The 13,973-nt window shown below is 44.2% G+C and carries 15 protein-coding genes and 1 tRNA gene; 14 read left to right on the top strand and 2 right to left on the bottom strand.

Annotation, left to right across the window (positions count from 1 at the left end; genetic code table 11):
• Positions 1 to 3: 3 nt before the first annotated feature.
• Positions 4 to 1,050 (bottom strand): rod shape-determining protein, encoded by a 1,047-nt coding sequence (locus tag B9T10_RS09145; protein ID WP_026165755.1) that lies wholly within the window; start codon positions 1,048 to 1,050, stop codon positions 4 to 6.
• A gap of 149 nt (positions 1,051 to 1,199) precedes the next feature.
• On the opposite strand from B9T10_RS09145, the gene tpiA reads away from it, so the two are divergent.
• From tpiA to B9T10_RS09215, 14 genes are all read left to right on the top strand, one after another.
• Positions 1,200 to 1,952, top strand: a complete 753-nt coding sequence (gene tpiA / locus B9T10_RS09150) for a triose-phosphate isomerase (protein ID WP_094489122.1) — start codon at positions 1,200 to 1,202, stop codon at positions 1,950 to 1,952.
• A gap of 15 nt (positions 1,953 to 1,967) precedes the next feature.
• Complete coding sequence (gene secG, locus B9T10_RS09155; RefSeq protein WP_063503272.1) at positions 1,968 to 2,315, top strand: preprotein translocase subunit SecG; 348 nt, start codon at positions 1,968 to 1,970, stop codon at positions 2,313 to 2,315.
• A 70-nt stretch (positions 2,316 to 2,385) separates the two neighbouring features.
• Positions 2,386 to 2,470 (top strand) — tRNA-Leu (locus B9T10_RS09160).
• 25 nt (positions 2,471 to 2,495) lie between these two features.
• Positions 2,496 to 3,713, top strand: a complete 1,218-nt coding sequence (locus B9T10_RS09165; RefSeq protein WP_008315339.1) for a type II secretion system F family protein — start codon at positions 2,496 to 2,498, stop codon at positions 3,711 to 3,713.
• On the top strand, positions 3,713 to 4,642 hold the full coding sequence (locus B9T10_RS09170) for a prepilin peptidase (RefSeq protein WP_094491811.1): 930 nt from the start codon (positions 3,713 to 3,715) through the stop codon (positions 4,640 to 4,642). The genes B9T10_RS09165 and B9T10_RS09170 overlap by 1 nt, the downstream gene beginning before the upstream one ends.
• Positions 4,639 to 5,268: a dephospho-CoA kinase gene (coaE, locus tag B9T10_RS09175; RefSeq protein WP_094492538.1), complete on the top strand. Its 630-nt coding sequence runs from the start codon at positions 4,639 to 4,641 to the stop codon at positions 5,266 to 5,268. The genes B9T10_RS09170 and coaE overlap by 4 nt, the downstream gene beginning before the upstream one ends.
• Before the next feature lie 3 nt (positions 5,269 to 5,271).
• Positions 5,272 to 5,985, top strand: a complete 714-nt coding sequence (gene zapD, locus B9T10_RS09180; protein WP_008315336.1) for a cell division protein ZapD — start codon at positions 5,272 to 5,274, stop codon at positions 5,983 to 5,985.
• Positions 5,986 to 5,997: 12 nt separating this feature from the next.
• Positions 5,998 to 6,732, top strand: a complete 735-nt coding sequence (gene fabG, locus B9T10_RS09185) for a 3-oxoacyl-ACP reductase FabG (RefSeq protein WP_094538315.1) — start codon at positions 5,998 to 6,000, stop codon at positions 6,730 to 6,732.
• 104 nt (positions 6,733 to 6,836) lie between these two features.
• Positions 6,837 to 7,076: an acyl carrier protein gene (gene acpP / locus B9T10_RS09190; RefSeq protein ID WP_018122678.1), complete on the top strand. Its 240-nt coding sequence runs from the start codon at positions 6,837 to 6,839 to the stop codon at positions 7,074 to 7,076.
• A 123-nt stretch (positions 7,077 to 7,199) separates the two neighbouring features.
• A complete protein-coding gene (gene fabF / locus B9T10_RS09195) occupies positions 7,200 to 8,441 on the top strand; it encodes a beta-ketoacyl-ACP synthase II (protein WP_008315333.1) in 1,242 nt (413 codons plus the stop codon).
• On the top strand, positions 8,441 to 9,517 hold the full coding sequence (gene mltG, locus B9T10_RS09200; protein WP_094538316.1) for an endolytic transglycosylase MltG: 1,077 nt from the start codon (positions 8,441 to 8,443) through the stop codon (positions 9,515 to 9,517). The genes fabF and mltG overlap by 1 nt, the downstream gene beginning before the upstream one ends.
• 2 nt (positions 9,518 to 9,519) lie before the next feature.
• Positions 9,520 to 10,131, top strand: a complete 612-nt coding sequence (gene tmk, locus B9T10_RS09205) for a dTMP kinase (protein ID WP_094538317.1) — start codon at positions 9,520 to 9,522, stop codon at positions 10,129 to 10,131.
• Entirely contained in the window at positions 10,128 to 11,069 is a 942-nt protein-coding gene (gene holB / locus B9T10_RS09210) for a DNA polymerase III subunit delta' (RefSeq protein WP_094491815.1), read from the top strand. Before tmk ends, holB begins: the two co-directional genes overlap by 4 nt.
• Positions 11,070 to 11,213: 144 nt before the next feature.
• Positions 11,214 to 11,786 carry a prepilin-type N-terminal cleavage/methylation domain-containing protein gene (locus tag B9T10_RS09215; protein WP_094491816.1) on the top strand — a complete coding sequence of 191 codons (573 nt, stop codon included), beginning with the start codon at positions 11,214 to 11,216 and terminating at the stop codon, positions 11,784 to 11,786.
• A 60-nt stretch (positions 11,787 to 11,846) separates the two neighbouring features.
• On the opposite strand, the gene uvrB is transcribed toward B9T10_RS09215, so the two are convergent.
• Complete coding sequence (uvrB, locus tag B9T10_RS09220; protein WP_094491817.1) at positions 11,847 to 13,841, bottom strand: excinuclease ABC subunit UvrB; 1,995 nt, start codon at positions 13,839 to 13,841, stop codon at positions 11,847 to 11,849.
• Positions 13,842 to 13,973 lie beyond the last annotated feature (132 nt).

Genomic DNA, 13,973 nt, shown 5'->3' on the forward strand with positions numbered 1-13,973 from the left:
AATTTATTCAAGTGCAAATGCGTTTAAACCATACATGCCTTGCATTTCTAGGGCTTTACCACCGCCACGCACCACACAGGTTAATGGATCATCTGCGATGATGGCATCTAATCCTGTCTCTTCAGAGATGAGTAGATCGATGTTGCGTAAAAGCGCGCCGCCACCGGTGATGACAATGCCACGCTCAGAAATGTCAGCCGCCAATTCTGGGGGTGTTTGCTCAAGGGCTAAACGCACCGCGCTGACGATGCCTTGTAATGGCTCCATCAAGGCTTCTAAAATTTCATTGGACGTGAGGGTAAATGTGCGCGGAATGCCTTCGCTTAAGTTACGGCCACGCACTTGTGTCTCTAACACTTCATTGAGTGGATAGGCTGTGCCCACATCTTGCTTGATGCGCTCAGCGGTTGGCTCGCCAATGAGCATGCCATAGTTGCGGCGTACATATTGAATGATGGCTTCATCAAAATGGTCACCGCCAATGCGGATGGAGTTGGCATACACAATCCCTGTTAAGGAGATCACTGCCACCTCAGAGGTACCACCGCCAATGTCTAAAATCATTGAACCGGTGGCTTCGTGAACCGGAATGCCTGCGCCAAGGGCAGCAGCCATGGGTTCAGGAATTAGTTTAACATCAATGGCGCCGGATGCTTCTGTGGCTTCTTTGATGGCGCGTTTTTCCACATGGGTCGCACCTGATGGTACACAAACAATGATGCGTGGCGTGGGTTTAATGAAGGCACGTTTATGCAATACGCGATTGATGAAGCTGCCGAGCATGTCTTCTGTGCGCTCGATGTCAGCAATCACGCCATCTTTTAAAGGGCGATATGCATCAATGCCATCTGGCGTTCTGCCGAGCATGCGTTTGGCTTCATGACCGACAGCGGCGACTCTTTCACGGCCTGTTTTTTTATCTTTTTCCATAGCCACAACGGACGGCTCATTTAAAATGATGCCCTGTCCGCGAGCATAGATGAGTGTGTTCGCTGTTCCGAGGTCGATTGAAAGATCACAAGAGAAGAGTGACTTTAGTCGTTTTGGTATCATAATTTGTCCATCTGCCATCAGGAAAATAAAAATAAGGTGCCCATTTTACATGGTTTTGAGGGAATATAAACCTATGGGGCTATAAAAAAATGTGACAATGCAGTAACATACAATGGCTTTTAAAAATAGACATGTATAGGTGCCTTATGAAAAAGAAAAAGTTGATTGCAGGAAACTGGAAAATGAATGGCGACATCGCGCTCGCTCAAACAATCGTCGATGGCATTAAAGATGCTGCCGATCAAAGCAATCATGATGTGGTGATCGCGCCACCTTTTGTGTATTTGCCTCAAGTGGCGTTATGGGCAAAAGAGAGTAAAATTCAGCTCAGTGCACAAAATTTAGCAAAATTTGATCAAGGTGCTTATACCGGTGAAGTCTCTGGCAAAATGCTCAAAGACATTGGCTGTCAATATGTGCTTGTCGGTCACTCAGAGCGTCGTCAATATTTTGGCGAAACCAATGATGTGGTGGCAGAAAAAGTAGAGTTTGCCCTTAAAAATGGTTTAACCCCGATTTTATGTGTGGGCGAAACCCTTGAAGAGCGCGAAAGCGATGCTTGGAAAAGTGTGATCGAAGCGCAGCTAAATAGTGTTGTTCAGCGCATTGGCATGGAAGCATTTGAGAACGTTGTTGTAGCTTATGAGCCCGTTTGGGCAATTGGTACAGGCAAGTCAGCGAGTGCAGAGATTGCCAACGAAGTGCACGCGTTTATTTTCTGTACATTAATTGGTAAAAGTGATAGTATTCGCGATTCTTTACGTATTCTATATGGTGGAAGTGTCACGGCTGATAACTCCGCACAATATATGGCCATGAGCCATATTGATGGCGTGTTAGTGGGCGGCGCTTCATTGAAACCAGATGTATTTTCACAAATTATTCGAAGTGTTGAGTAACATTGAAGGTTTAATATGGTATTAACAACAATCATTACAGTGATTCACGTTATTGTGGCTTTGTGTATTGTCGGATTGGTTTTGATTCAACACGGCAAAGGCGCAGACGCAGGAACGGCTTTTGGTAGCGGAGCTTCTGGTACAGTATTTGGTGCTGCCGGTAAAAGTAACTTTTTAGCACGCATGACAAAATGGTTAGTGGTGGTGTTTTTCCTCACCAGTTTTTCCATGATGGTCTTGTATGGCAAAAAAGCCACAATTGAAGGCGAGAGCGTGTTAGATGTGCCAGCTGTATCGATTGTGCCAACGATTGAAGATCTGTCTGTTCCTTCTGTTGATCCTGTAGAAAATTCAACAAAATAAATTAATGTGCAAATCGCGCATTAATTATGCAGACAAATAGAAAAATTAATATATACTGTTTGAGTTAATTGCCGGCGTGGTGGAATTGGTAGACACGCTACCTTGAGGTGGTAGTGCTGAAAGGCTTCCCGGTTCAAGTCCGGGCGTCGGTACCATTATACTAATAAAGAATGGAAACCTATGGCTTTAGATAATCGAAAAGAAGTCGACTATAATTGGGTTGGTCGTGATAAGTTAGGTAATCGTGTTGAGGGTGTGTTAAAAGCAGCGTCTCCCACTAAGGTGAGATCTCTGTTAAATGCCCAAGGCATTCAACCACTCAAAATTGTCAAAGCTAAAGTCAAAAAAGGTAAGGGCGGTAAGGTTAAGCCCGATGACATTATGCTCTTCACGCGCCAATTGGCGACGATGCTAGCAGCAGGTCTACCGTTATCTGAAGCACTCTCTATGCAGGCTTCAGGCGCATCTAAAATTGCTTTAAGTGAATTATTGTATACAGTCAAAACCGACGTTGATCGCGGTGGTGGCTTGTCGAACGCTTTAGCAAAACATCCTTTTATCTTTGATCGCACCTATGTGGGCTTAGTGGCTGCCGGTGAGCGTTCAGGGACACTTGAAATCATTCTAGCGCAGCTTGCGGATTTCTTAGAAAAATCAAGTCGCATCAAAAAAACCATCAAAAAAGCATTGGTTTATCCTGCCATCGTTATTTTCATTGCGTTAAGCATCACCGCTTTAATTTTATGGAAAGTGGTGCCTGTCTTTGCGGACATGTTTAAAGAGCAGGGTAGGGAATTACCCGGTGCAACGCAATTTGTTGTGAACATTTCAGAAGGGATTCGCTCATGGGGCTTCATTTATACCTTAATGGGCATTGGCGTCTTCATTTATCTCTTTAAGCGTTTACTGCGCACGAATTTAAAATTCAAACGCAAATTTGATGAAGTGGTGCTTAAACTCCCGATTTTTGGTAATTTGATTGTATTGTCTAACAGTGCAAACTTTGCAAGTACGTTGGCGACGATGTATGAGGCAGGTACGCCAATGATTGCAGCCTTAACAACGGTGGCGGATTCAACCAGTAATTCTGTATTTAAAGAAGCAATTGAGAAAATTAATGCGAACGTCTCCATCGGGCAAGAGTTAAACTTTGCGATGCGTCAATCAAAAATGTTCCCCGATATGGTGAGCTATATGGTGGGCATTGGTGAAAAATCCGGTAACTTATCTGAAATGTTGAATAAAGTTTCAAACTTATACATGGAAGATATCGACAATGCCGTGGGCGCGATGATGTCAATGATTGAACCGATTTTGATCGTGATTCTAGGCTCGCTCGTTGGTGGTATTGTTGTGGCGATGTATTTACCGCTCTTTAGTATGGCTGAAGGTATGTAGTGCAAGCAGAAATCCCCTTGTTCATCTTAATTTTTATTCTCGGAGCTGCCATTGGCAGCTTTTTGAATGTTGTTGCCTATCGTTTGCCTAAAATTCTGTTTGATCAAGATTATCGTGTGATTTCAGGGTTTTTGCGTGAAGAGGCGGCAAAGCCCGATCGCTTTAAAAGTGGCATTCCCATTTTAGATCGCATTTTGTCCCGTAACAATGCCGATCAACTCTTAACAAAGCATGATGTATTGCCCGCAAAAGGATTGCTATATTTAGCAACGCCTGCATCAAGCTGCCCAAACTGTGGGCATAAAATCCGCGCGTATGAAAACATTCCTGTCTTAGGTTGGCTCTTTTTAAGGGGCAAATGTTCAGGCTGCCATTCTCCTATTTCTGTGCAATATCCGCTCGTTGAGTTATTCACTGGATTATTAACAGTTGCCGTGATTTACGTGACGGGCTTAGATTTAAATGGCGCGCTCTTTGTCTTTTTTATGTGGATTTTGATGACGTTGTCATTGATTGATCTCAAATTCTACGTATTGCCGGATCAATTGACCTTACCATTGATGTGGCTTGGCTTATTGTCGAGTTTTTATGGTTGGATTCATGTTAATTTTCAGGAAGCCTTTTTAGGTGCAATCGTCGGCTATTTATCTTTATGGTTCATCAATCAAGTGGCGCGCCTTATTTTGCGTCGTGATGGCATGGGCAATGGCGACTTTAAACTATTGGCTGCCCTTGGCGCATGGTTGGGTTTAGGCAATCTCTTTAATGTGATTTTGCTCTCTTCCATCAGTGGTGCGATCGTGGGCATTGCAGTGATGATGATTTCTAAAAATCGTATGATTCCGTATGGGCCATTTTTAGCGCTCGCTGCCTTGTTGATTGTACTTTTTGGCATTGAGCCCCACACCTTTTTCTATCTTGCCTCATGATGGATCGACAGATCATTGTTCTGACGGGTGGCATTGCTTCTGGCAAAACATTGGCCTCTAATTATTTGGGCACGCTCAATGCACATGTGATTGATACAGATGTCATCGCGCGTCAATTATTACAAAAAGATGGCAATCCCTATTCTGAAACAGCGCTCACAGCGGTTAAAGCTGCCTTTGGCGATGAAATTTTTAAAGCGGGTGTGATTGACCGCGTTCAATTGCGCGCATTGATTTTCAGTGATCCCGTCCATAAAACAACGCTGGAAAATATTATGCACCCATTGATTCATCAGCGGGTTCAAGATTTATTGGGCACAGGCGATGGCTCATATGATTTAGTGGTGGTGCCTCTATTGCATGAAGGCTCACCATATGTCGCGCTGGCCGATCAAATTCTAGTGATTGAAGTGGATGAAGAAATACAGCTTGAGCGCGTGATGGCGCGTGATCACATTGATGAAACCTTGGCAAAACGCATCATTGATTCTCAACCAAGCAATCAGGCGCGCAGGGCTTTAGCGAATACAATCATCCTCAATACGAATGCTGAATATACGCAAAAAGTATTGAAACAGTTAGATAAACAGTATAGTCTAGCACCATCTAAGAATAGGGTGACATGATTTATGATTTATGAATTTCCTCTCAGTGAGGGTGTTCGCCGTTTGTTGCGTGCGGAGATGCTGTTTAAACAGAGCCAGTCGCACATTGAGTATGACAATCCATTTAGCACGATTGCAGCATTGTCAGCATTGGTGGATTTAGTGGAAGTGATCTCGAAAAATAATTTAAAAATTGAGATGATCAAACAGTTAGATCGTTTGCAATATAAAGAAGAGATCAGTGACGCACAGCGTCAAGAGATGAAAGAACTCAGCCAAGATTTAGTCTTTGGCAGCGTGAAAGCTTTTGATGAAGTCAAAGAAAACATCTTTTTAAATGTGGTTCGTCAGCGTTTGAAAATGACCGGCGGATTGGGCGCATTTGATTTGCCAAACCTCCATCATTGGTTGCGCTTTGAGCACGGATTGCGTTTAGAGCACATGGATCGTTGGTTTAAGCAGTTTGCGCCCACAGAAAAAGCATTGAATTATGTTTTATCGATGTTGCGCGCTTTGTCAGATCAAGAAGTGTGCCATTTTAAACAAGGACTATTTTACAAAACGGTAAAATGGGACGCTGAATTGGTGCGCCTAGACATGGGAGATAAAATGATCTACCCAGAGTTCAGCGGCAATAAGCAGCAATTGAGCATTCGATTAATGGAACAAACATCACCTTTTGATCCTGTCACGCAAGTGAAAGAGGATTTAGAGATGGTGGTTGAACGTTGTGGTTAATAGAGGTTTTTTATGAGTCAAGAAAAGAAAATTGCATTGGTAACAGGCGCAACTCGCGGGATTGGTAAAGCGATTGCCGAAGCTTTAGTGGCAGCGAACTACTTTGTGGTGGGCACCGCAACATCAGAAAATGGTGTGGCAACCATTCAAGGCTTCTTAGGCGACAATGGCGATGCGCTTGTATTGAATGTTGCAGAAAGCGAAAGCATTGATGCAGTCTTAAAAGCCATCACTGAAAAGCATGGCGTGATCTCTGTATTGGTGAACAATGCAGGCATCACAAAAGATCAGTTACTCATGAGAATGAAAGATCAAGATTGGTCTGATGTGATCACGACTAACTTAACCAGTATTTATAAATTATCGAAAGCAGTGATGCGCGATATGATGAAAGCGCGTTTTGGCCGCATTGTGAACATTACCTCCATCGTGGGCGTAACAGGCAATGCTGGGCAGACGAACTATGCAGCGGCAAAAGCAGGTGTGATCGGCTTTACAAAATCCATGGCCATTGAAGTTGCAAGCCGTGGTATTACTGTAAACTGCGTTGCGCCCGGGTTTATTGACACCGATATGACAAAAGATCTGCCAGACGCAGTGAAAGAGTCATTACTCAAAAATATTCCAATGAATATGCTCGGTCAACCTGAAGATATTGCCAATGCAGTGAAGTTTTTAGTGGCGGATGAGTCAGGTTACATCACTGGCGAAACGATCCATGTGAACGGTGGAATGTACATGCCATAGTGCAGGACTTGAAAAAGTCTTGGACTTTGTGCAACATTTTTTCTAAAATACAATTTGGTAATTTGATACCTATATTTTTTATTAAGTTAAGGATTTTTAAAATTATGAGCGATATCGAAGCACGTGTTAAGAAGATTGTTATGGAACAACTTCAAGTGAAAGAAGATCAAGTAACAAATTCATCTTCTTTCATTGATGATCTAAGCGCGGACTCTTTAGATACAGTTGAGTTGGTAATGGCTCTTGAAGAAGAGTTTGATTGTGAAATCCCAGATGAAGAAGCTGAAAAAATCACAACAGTTCAACAAGCAATTGACTACGTGACAGCAAACTTAGATAAATAATTTATTCAATGTCATAATTTGAATAATCTGGTCAGAATTGTCGATAGAGCGGTTCTCATAGGACTCAAAGGTTTTATGAAACCGTTCTATTTTTTTATCATATAAACATTAAGGAAATCGGTTATGAAACAGCGAGTAGTTGTCACAGGCTTAGGCATCGTTTCTGCATTGGGTAATACTGTGGAATCGGCTTGGACGAATATTTTAGCTGGAGTGAGTGGTGCTGCACCCATTACTGCATTTGATGCAACAGGGTATCCGGTCACTTTTTCGGCATCAACCAAAGATTTTGACGTTTCAAAATACATGAATCCGAAAGATGCCAAACGTATGGATCTATTCATTCAATACGGGATTGGCGCTGCGGTGGATGCGATTAAAGACGCAGGTCTTGAAATCACAGATGCCAATGCAGATCGTATCGGTGCGATGCTCGGCTCTGGCATTGGTGGCTTGCCTGGCATTGAAGATAACTGCGAAACTTTATTGAAAAAAGGCCCGAATCGAATCAGTCCTTTTTATGTGCCACGTTCAATCATCAATATGTTGCCTGGTCAATTATCGATTTTGACAGGATTTAAAGGCCCTTCCATTTCTGCTGTGACCGCATGTGCCTCAGGGACACATTCCATTGGTTTAGCAGCGCGCATGATTGCGTATGGAGATGCCGATGTGATGATCGCAGGTGGTGCAGAGATGGCCACAACCCCAACAGGCATCGGTGGTTTTGCCGCTGCGCGTGCCTTATCTTCTCGCAATGATGAACCCACAAAAGCCTCTCGTCCGTGGGACAAAGACCGTGATGGCTTTGTACTTGGCGATGGTGCCGGCGTCATCATCTTAGAATCTTATGAACATGCTGTAAAACGCGGTGCACGCATTTACTGTGAATTGGTGGGCTTTGGTGCCACCAGTGATGCCTATCACATCACTTCGCCAATGGAAAACGGTGAAGGCGCAGCGCGCTGTATGCAAATGGCATTGAATGATGCAAAAATGAACCCAGATGCCATTGATTACATCAATGCGCATGGAACATCCACAAAGCTTGGTGATATGGCAGAATTGACCGCTGTGAAATCCATTTTTGGTGAGCATGCTTATCAACTGGCCATGAGCTCAACAAAATCCATGACCGGTCACTTATTAGGTGCCGCTGGCGGGATTGAAGCTGTCTTTGCGATTTTATCCATTCGTGACAATGTTGCGCCGCCCACCATTAATTTAGACAATCCGGATGAGGGGTGTGATCTCAATTTGGTGCCACATACGGCACAAGCGCGCAAAATTGATGTTGCCATCTCTAACTCTTTTGGCTTTGGCGGCACAAATGGCACGTTGATCTTCTCTAGGATGCAAGATTAATGGCATCACTGTTGCATTATCTTCAAAAAGCATTGCTGTTCATCGTTAAATATGTGCTCTCGCGTGCCATTTTATTGGCGGTCTTTGTGGGGCTCTTTTTGTGGCTCGCACAATTTGGGTACAACTTTTTAACGTACATGAAAACGCCCATGATCACCACCGAAACGCCTGTTTTGGTGGAAGTGAAACCGGGCATGAACAGCGATGCATTATTGCGTGAATTAAAAGCGAAAATCCCTTCGACGGATCCAAATTTCCTTAAAATCTATGGCCGCTTAACCGGCACACTCAGCGACATTAAAGCCGGTGAGTATGAGATCACCGATCAAATGCGACCGGCGGATTTTTGGACGAATGTCATCAAAGGACGCAGCATGCAATACGGCTTTACGTTGGTGGAAGGTTGGAATTTTAAACAGATGCGCGATGCGATGATCAATCATCCGAACATTGTGCAAACCATCCCCAAAGATGCGACGCCCGATGAAGTCATGGCGCTCATCGGTTACAAAGGGCAGCCGTATGAAGGTTATTTCATGCCGGAAACGTATCTCTTTCCGCGTGGGTATACGGATGTTGAGCTTTTAAAGCGCAGTTATGAATCCATGCAGCAGTTTGTCAATCAAGTGTGGGAAAAGCGTGATTTAGACTTACCTATCAAGAATCAACATGAATTATTAACGCTCGCGTCAATCATTGAGAAAGAGACAGGCGTTGCCCATGAGCGCCCAGAAATTGCCGGCGTCTTTGTGCGCCGCTTACAAAAAGGCATGCGCTTACAGACAGATCCAACGGTGATTTATGGTTTAGGTGATCGCTATCGCGGTACGATTTATCGCAGTGATCTTCAGCGTGATACACCATATAACACTTATACGCGTAATGGCTTGCCCCCAACGCCGATTGCAATGCCAAGCGTTGCGGCGGTGTATGCGGCGGCGAATCCTAAAGAGGGCAATAGCCTGTACTTTGTGGCCAAAGGCGATGGTTCAGGCGAGCATATTTTTAGCGCAACGTTAGAGCAGCACAATCAAGCGGTTCGCAATTATCGAGCGCGCTTAAATAATGGAAATTAAACATGCAAACAGGACGTTTCATTACGTTTGAGGGCACGGAAGGCGCGGGCAAAAGTACGCAAATTCCATTGCTCAAAGCTTGGCTTGAATTACAAGGTAAAACCGTCATCACCACAAGAGAGCCGGGCGGTACACCTTTGTCTGAAAAGATTCGTGCCTTACTTTTAAATGATGACATGACGGCAGAAACAGAATTATTACTCATGTTCGCCGCACGTAAAGATCACATTGAACAGGTGATTCAGCCGGCATTACTACGTGGCGACTGGGTATTGTGTGATCGCTTTACTGAGGCAACGTATGCGTATCAAGCCGCAGGGCGTGCGATTGATGTCTCCCGCATTGCTTATTTAGAAGATTGGCTGCAAGGCACATTGCGCCCTGATTGCACATTGTGGTTTGACATTGATGTGGCACAAGGCATGGCACGCGCTGAAAAACGCCATGCGCTCGATCGCTTTGAGCAAGAAGCCATGAGCTTTTTTGACAAAGTGCGCAGTGGCTATGCTGAGCAAGCCGTAAAGCGACCGGCACAATTTAAACGCATTGATGCGGCATTAAGCATCGATGAAATCACTTTGCAAATCACAGAACAGTTGCAACCGCTGCTATGAGTCAAGCCCTTTCGTTTCATGCATTGCCATGGTTTGATCAGCCCTTAGCCGAGTTAATGGCGCGTTATGATCATGGTCAGTTTCCGCAATCTCTGTTGATGCTCGGTGAGCAAGGCATTGGTAAACAACAGTTTGCTGAAGATGTGGCACAAAGCATGTTGTGCTTAAATCGCACCCATCATGAGCCGTGCGGGCAGTGCCAAAGTTGTGTGTGGTTAAAGCGTGGCAATCATCCGGATTATTTAGCTGTGATGACGGAAGAAAAAAGCCAAGTGATTAAGATTGACCAAATTCGTCAGCTCATTCAATTTGCGCAAATGACCAGTGAAACGGGGCGCAAAGTGATCGTGATCCACAATGCCGATGAGATGAATGTCAATGCGGCCAATGCGCTGTTAAAAACGTTAGAAGAGCCGACGCCCAATTGCTACCTGATTTTAGTGAGCAATTATCCCAAAAAATTACCCATCACCATCACCAGCCGTTGTCAACGTTTACCCTTGACGCTGCATGATACTGCTTTGGCATTTGACTGGCTTTGCCAAACATTGCCAAATACCGCGCCTCACATCATCGAGCAAGCAATGGCGCTGAGCTACAATCGCCCTTTACAAGCTCAAGCATTGTTAGCGAGCGATGGCTTAGACACAATAACAACACTACAAAAACAGTTTGCTAAATTTGTGCAGCAGCCCATTGATAATCCTGAGCTTGTGGAGATGATGACAAAAAATTGGGCGCTTGCCAGTCATGCCATTCATTTATGGCTCTCACAAGCATTAAAGGGGCAGGGCAACATTGCAGGACTCAATGCGATTGCACCACAAAAGCTGATGGAACTTTATGATGCGTTCATTCGCTTGATGCATTTATCGGATACCACTGTCAAACAAGAGTGGCTCATCCAAGATTGGCTGACAAAATTTGTCACTCCTTAGGCAAAAATTGGACAGCGATTAAGCTATCTTGTTTCTATATTATTGATATTTATATAAAATATATTGTTGGCATGGTTTGTGCTTTATTAAAAGCATGTCTGACAGGCTAATATTAATTTTAAACTAATTTATTTAGGAGTCGTTATGTTACAAAAAGGTTTTACTTTAATTGAATTAATGATCGTTGTTGCTATCATCGGTATTTTGTCTATGTTTGCATTGCCTGCATACCAAGATTACACAAAACGTACATACGTTTCTGAAGGTTTGGCTTTGGCAAGTGCTGCAAAAATGCAAGTGACAGAAGAGTTCTCATCTACAGGCATTTGGCCAACGAGTAATGCTAAAGCTAATTTAGCAGCAGCAAATGCTATCACTGGCCAGTCAGTCAGTGGTATTCAAGTAGTATTAGGTACAAGTTATGGGGGGGCAAATACAGCGGTGAATAGTGCCGCTGCAATAAAAAATGATGCTGTTGTTAGTAATATTTTAATTCATTATAATGCACGTGTAACAGGCGTTGCTGCTGATAATACTTATAAAGATGCTACGGCAGGTACAGCTGCATCTGGTGTGTTAGAATTAGCACCTGTAATTTATGAAAGTGCTGATAATCAAGGTTCTGTTAAATGGGTTTGCCAAAAACAAGATCCGACAGCTGCTAACATTGAAATTAAATGGTTGCCATCAGCATGTCGTACAGAAGTTGCTGGGTAATTAAATAACAGCTTAAATATTTGAAAAACCCCGCTTTGCGGGGTTTTTTATTGCCAAAGATTAAATCAATGCGCGTCTAAGTTGCTCGATTTGATCACGCACACGGGCAGCCTCCTCAAATTCTAGGTTTTTCGCGTGTTCCATCATCGCTTTTTCAAGCATGGCAATTTGTGCAGTGACAGTTTTGGGATCTTGCACTTGATGGAGATCAATGTCAGGTGACCAAATTTGTCGCTCATCATTTTGCTCAGTGATGTCACGGGCGCCTTCCATAATATCCGCCACTTTTTTATGCACTGTGGTGGGCGTAATGCCATGCAGTGCATTGTAGGCTTGCTGTTTTGCCCGTCGTCTTTCTGTTTCCTCAATGGCAACGGCCATCGCTTTGGTGATTTTATTGGCGTATAAAATCGCCTTGCCTTCTGAATTGCGCGCCGCGCGCCCAATGGTTTGGATGAGCGAGCGCTCAGAGCGCAAAAAGCCCTCTTTATCCGCATCTAAAATCGCCACAAGGGAAACCTCGGGAATATCGAGCCCTTCGCGCAGCAAGTTAATGCCCACTAACACATCAAACACACCTAAGCGCAGATCACGGATGATCTCGGTGCGCTCGACGGTGTCAATGTCCGAGTGCAAATAACGCACTTTCACTTGATGCTCACTTAAAAAGTCCGTCAAATCCTCGCTCATGCGCTTGGTCAAGGTGGTGATGAGCACGCGCTCATTTTTAGCCGCGCGGTTGTAAATTTCACTCAACACATCATCAACTTGTGTATCAGCCGGGCGCACTTCAATGATGGGATCAAGCAATCCTGTGGGGCGCACCACTTGTTCGGCGATGTTGTCTGCATGTTCAGCTTCATAGGTGCTTGGCGTTGCTGAAACAAAGATGGATTGCGGCATTAGCTTTTCAAACTCATCAAATCGCAAGGGGCGATTGTCGAGTGCTGAAGGTAAGCGAAAGCCATAAGTGACCAAATTCTCTTTACGGGAGCGATCCCCTTTATACATCGCGCCAATTTGTGGAATGGTGACGTGGGATTCATCAATGAACAGCAGGGCATTGTCAGGCAGATAATCAAACAGCGTGGGCGGTGCGGCACCAGGATTTCTGCCAGAGAGATAACGGGAATAGTTTTCGATGCCTTGGCAATAGCCTAATTCCACAATCATCTCAAGATCAAAGCGCGTGCGTTGCTCAAGGCGCTGGGCTTCCACTAATTTATCCTGTGCACGTAAATGTTCAAGCTGCTGCACAAGTTCCGCCTTAATGCCATCAATGGCACCTAACAAGGTTTCTCTTGGCGTCACATAATGGCTGGAAGGATACACCGTTAAACGGGGCACTTTGCGCTCAATGTGTCCTGTTAATGGATCAAAAAAGCTTAAGCGCTCCACCTCGTCATCAAACAATTCAATGCGTACGGCATAGCGCTCACTTTCTGCAGGGAATACATCAATGACATCACCACGCACACGAAAATGCCCGCGCTCTAATACGGTATCATTGCGGGTGTATTGCAGTTCAGCAAGCCGCTTTAAGATGCTGCGCTGATCGATCACTTCACCGACGGAGAGATGCAAAATCATCTTCATATAATGATCTTTATCCCCAAGCCCATAAATGGCGGAAACCGTCGCCACAATGATGGTGTCATTGCGCTCTAAAATTGCCTTCGTGGCAGAGAGGCGCATTTGCTCGATGTGATCATTGACGGAGGCGTCTTTTTCAATGTAAGTGTCCGATGCCGCCACATAAGCTTCCGGTTGATAATAATCATAGTAAGAGACAAAGTATTCCACGGCATTATTTGGGAAAAACGCTTTCATTTCGCCATAGAGCTGGGCGGCCAATGTTTTATTTGGTGCAAGAATGATGGCAGGGCGCTGCGTTTGTGCGATAATGTTCGCCATGGTGAAGGTTTTGCCTGAACCGGTAACCCCAAGCAGCGTTTGTGCCGCTACGCCATTGTTTAATCCATCGATCAAACTGTGTATGGCAAGCGGTTGGTCCCCCGCGGGCTGATAGTGACTGTTGAGTTCAAATGCGTTCATTTTGATAAAATATTCTCAATAAAGATTGAATTTTAATGGTGTTGCCACCATCCATATACAAGTGTGAAATTTAAATTGTATGATTTAAAAAATCAGTTACGATGGTAAAGTTTACCGATCGTTATCTAAAAA

It is taken from the genome of Wohlfahrtiimonas chitiniclastica (assembly GCF_002252325.1).
GTDB lineage: Bacteria > Pseudomonadota > Gammaproteobacteria > Cardiobacteriales > Wohlfahrtiimonadaceae > Wohlfahrtiimonas > Wohlfahrtiimonas chitiniclastica.

Coding starts and splice junctions, on each gene's coding strand:
- B9T10_RS09215 (WP_094491816.1), top strand. CDS start 11,214: ATGTTACAAAAAGGTTTTACTTTAATTGAATTAATGATCGTTGTTGCT.
- mltG (WP_094538316.1), top strand. CDS start 8,441: ATGGCATCACTGTTGCATTATCTTCAAAAAGCATTGCTGTTCATCGTT.
- holB (WP_094491815.1), top strand. CDS start 10,128: ATGAGTCAAGCCCTTTCGTTTCATGCATTGCCATGGTTTGATCAGCCC.
- B9T10_RS09165 (WP_008315339.1), top strand. CDS start 2,496: ATGGCTTTAGATAATCGAAAAGAAGTCGACTATAATTGGGTTGGTCGT.
- secG (WP_063503272.1), top strand. CDS start 1,968: ATGGTATTAACAACAATCATTACAGTGATTCACGTTATTGTGGCTTTG.
- coaE (WP_094492538.1), top strand. CDS start 4,639: ATGATGGATCGACAGATCATTGTTCTGACGGGTGGCATTGCTTCTGGC.
- fabF (WP_008315333.1), top strand. CDS start 7,200: ATGAAACAGCGAGTAGTTGTCACAGGCTTAGGCATCGTTTCTGCATTG.
- uvrB (WP_094491817.1), bottom strand. CDS start 13,841: ATGAACGCATTTGAACTCAACAGTCACTATCAGCCCGCGGGGGACCAA.
- fabG (WP_094538315.1), top strand. CDS start 5,998: ATGAGTCAAGAAAAGAAAATTGCATTGGTAACAGGCGCAACTCGCGGG.
- tpiA (WP_094489122.1), top strand. CDS start 1,200: ATGAAAAAGAAAAAGTTGATTGCAGGAAACTGGAAAATGAATGGCGAC.
- tmk (WP_094538317.1), top strand. CDS start 9,520: ATGCAAACAGGACGTTTCATTACGTTTGAGGGCACGGAAGGCGCGGGC.
- zapD (WP_008315336.1), top strand. CDS start 5,272: ATGATTTATGAATTTCCTCTCAGTGAGGGTGTTCGCCGTTTGTTGCGT.
- acpP (WP_018122678.1), top strand. CDS start 6,837: ATGAGCGATATCGAAGCACGTGTTAAGAAGATTGTTATGGAACAACTT.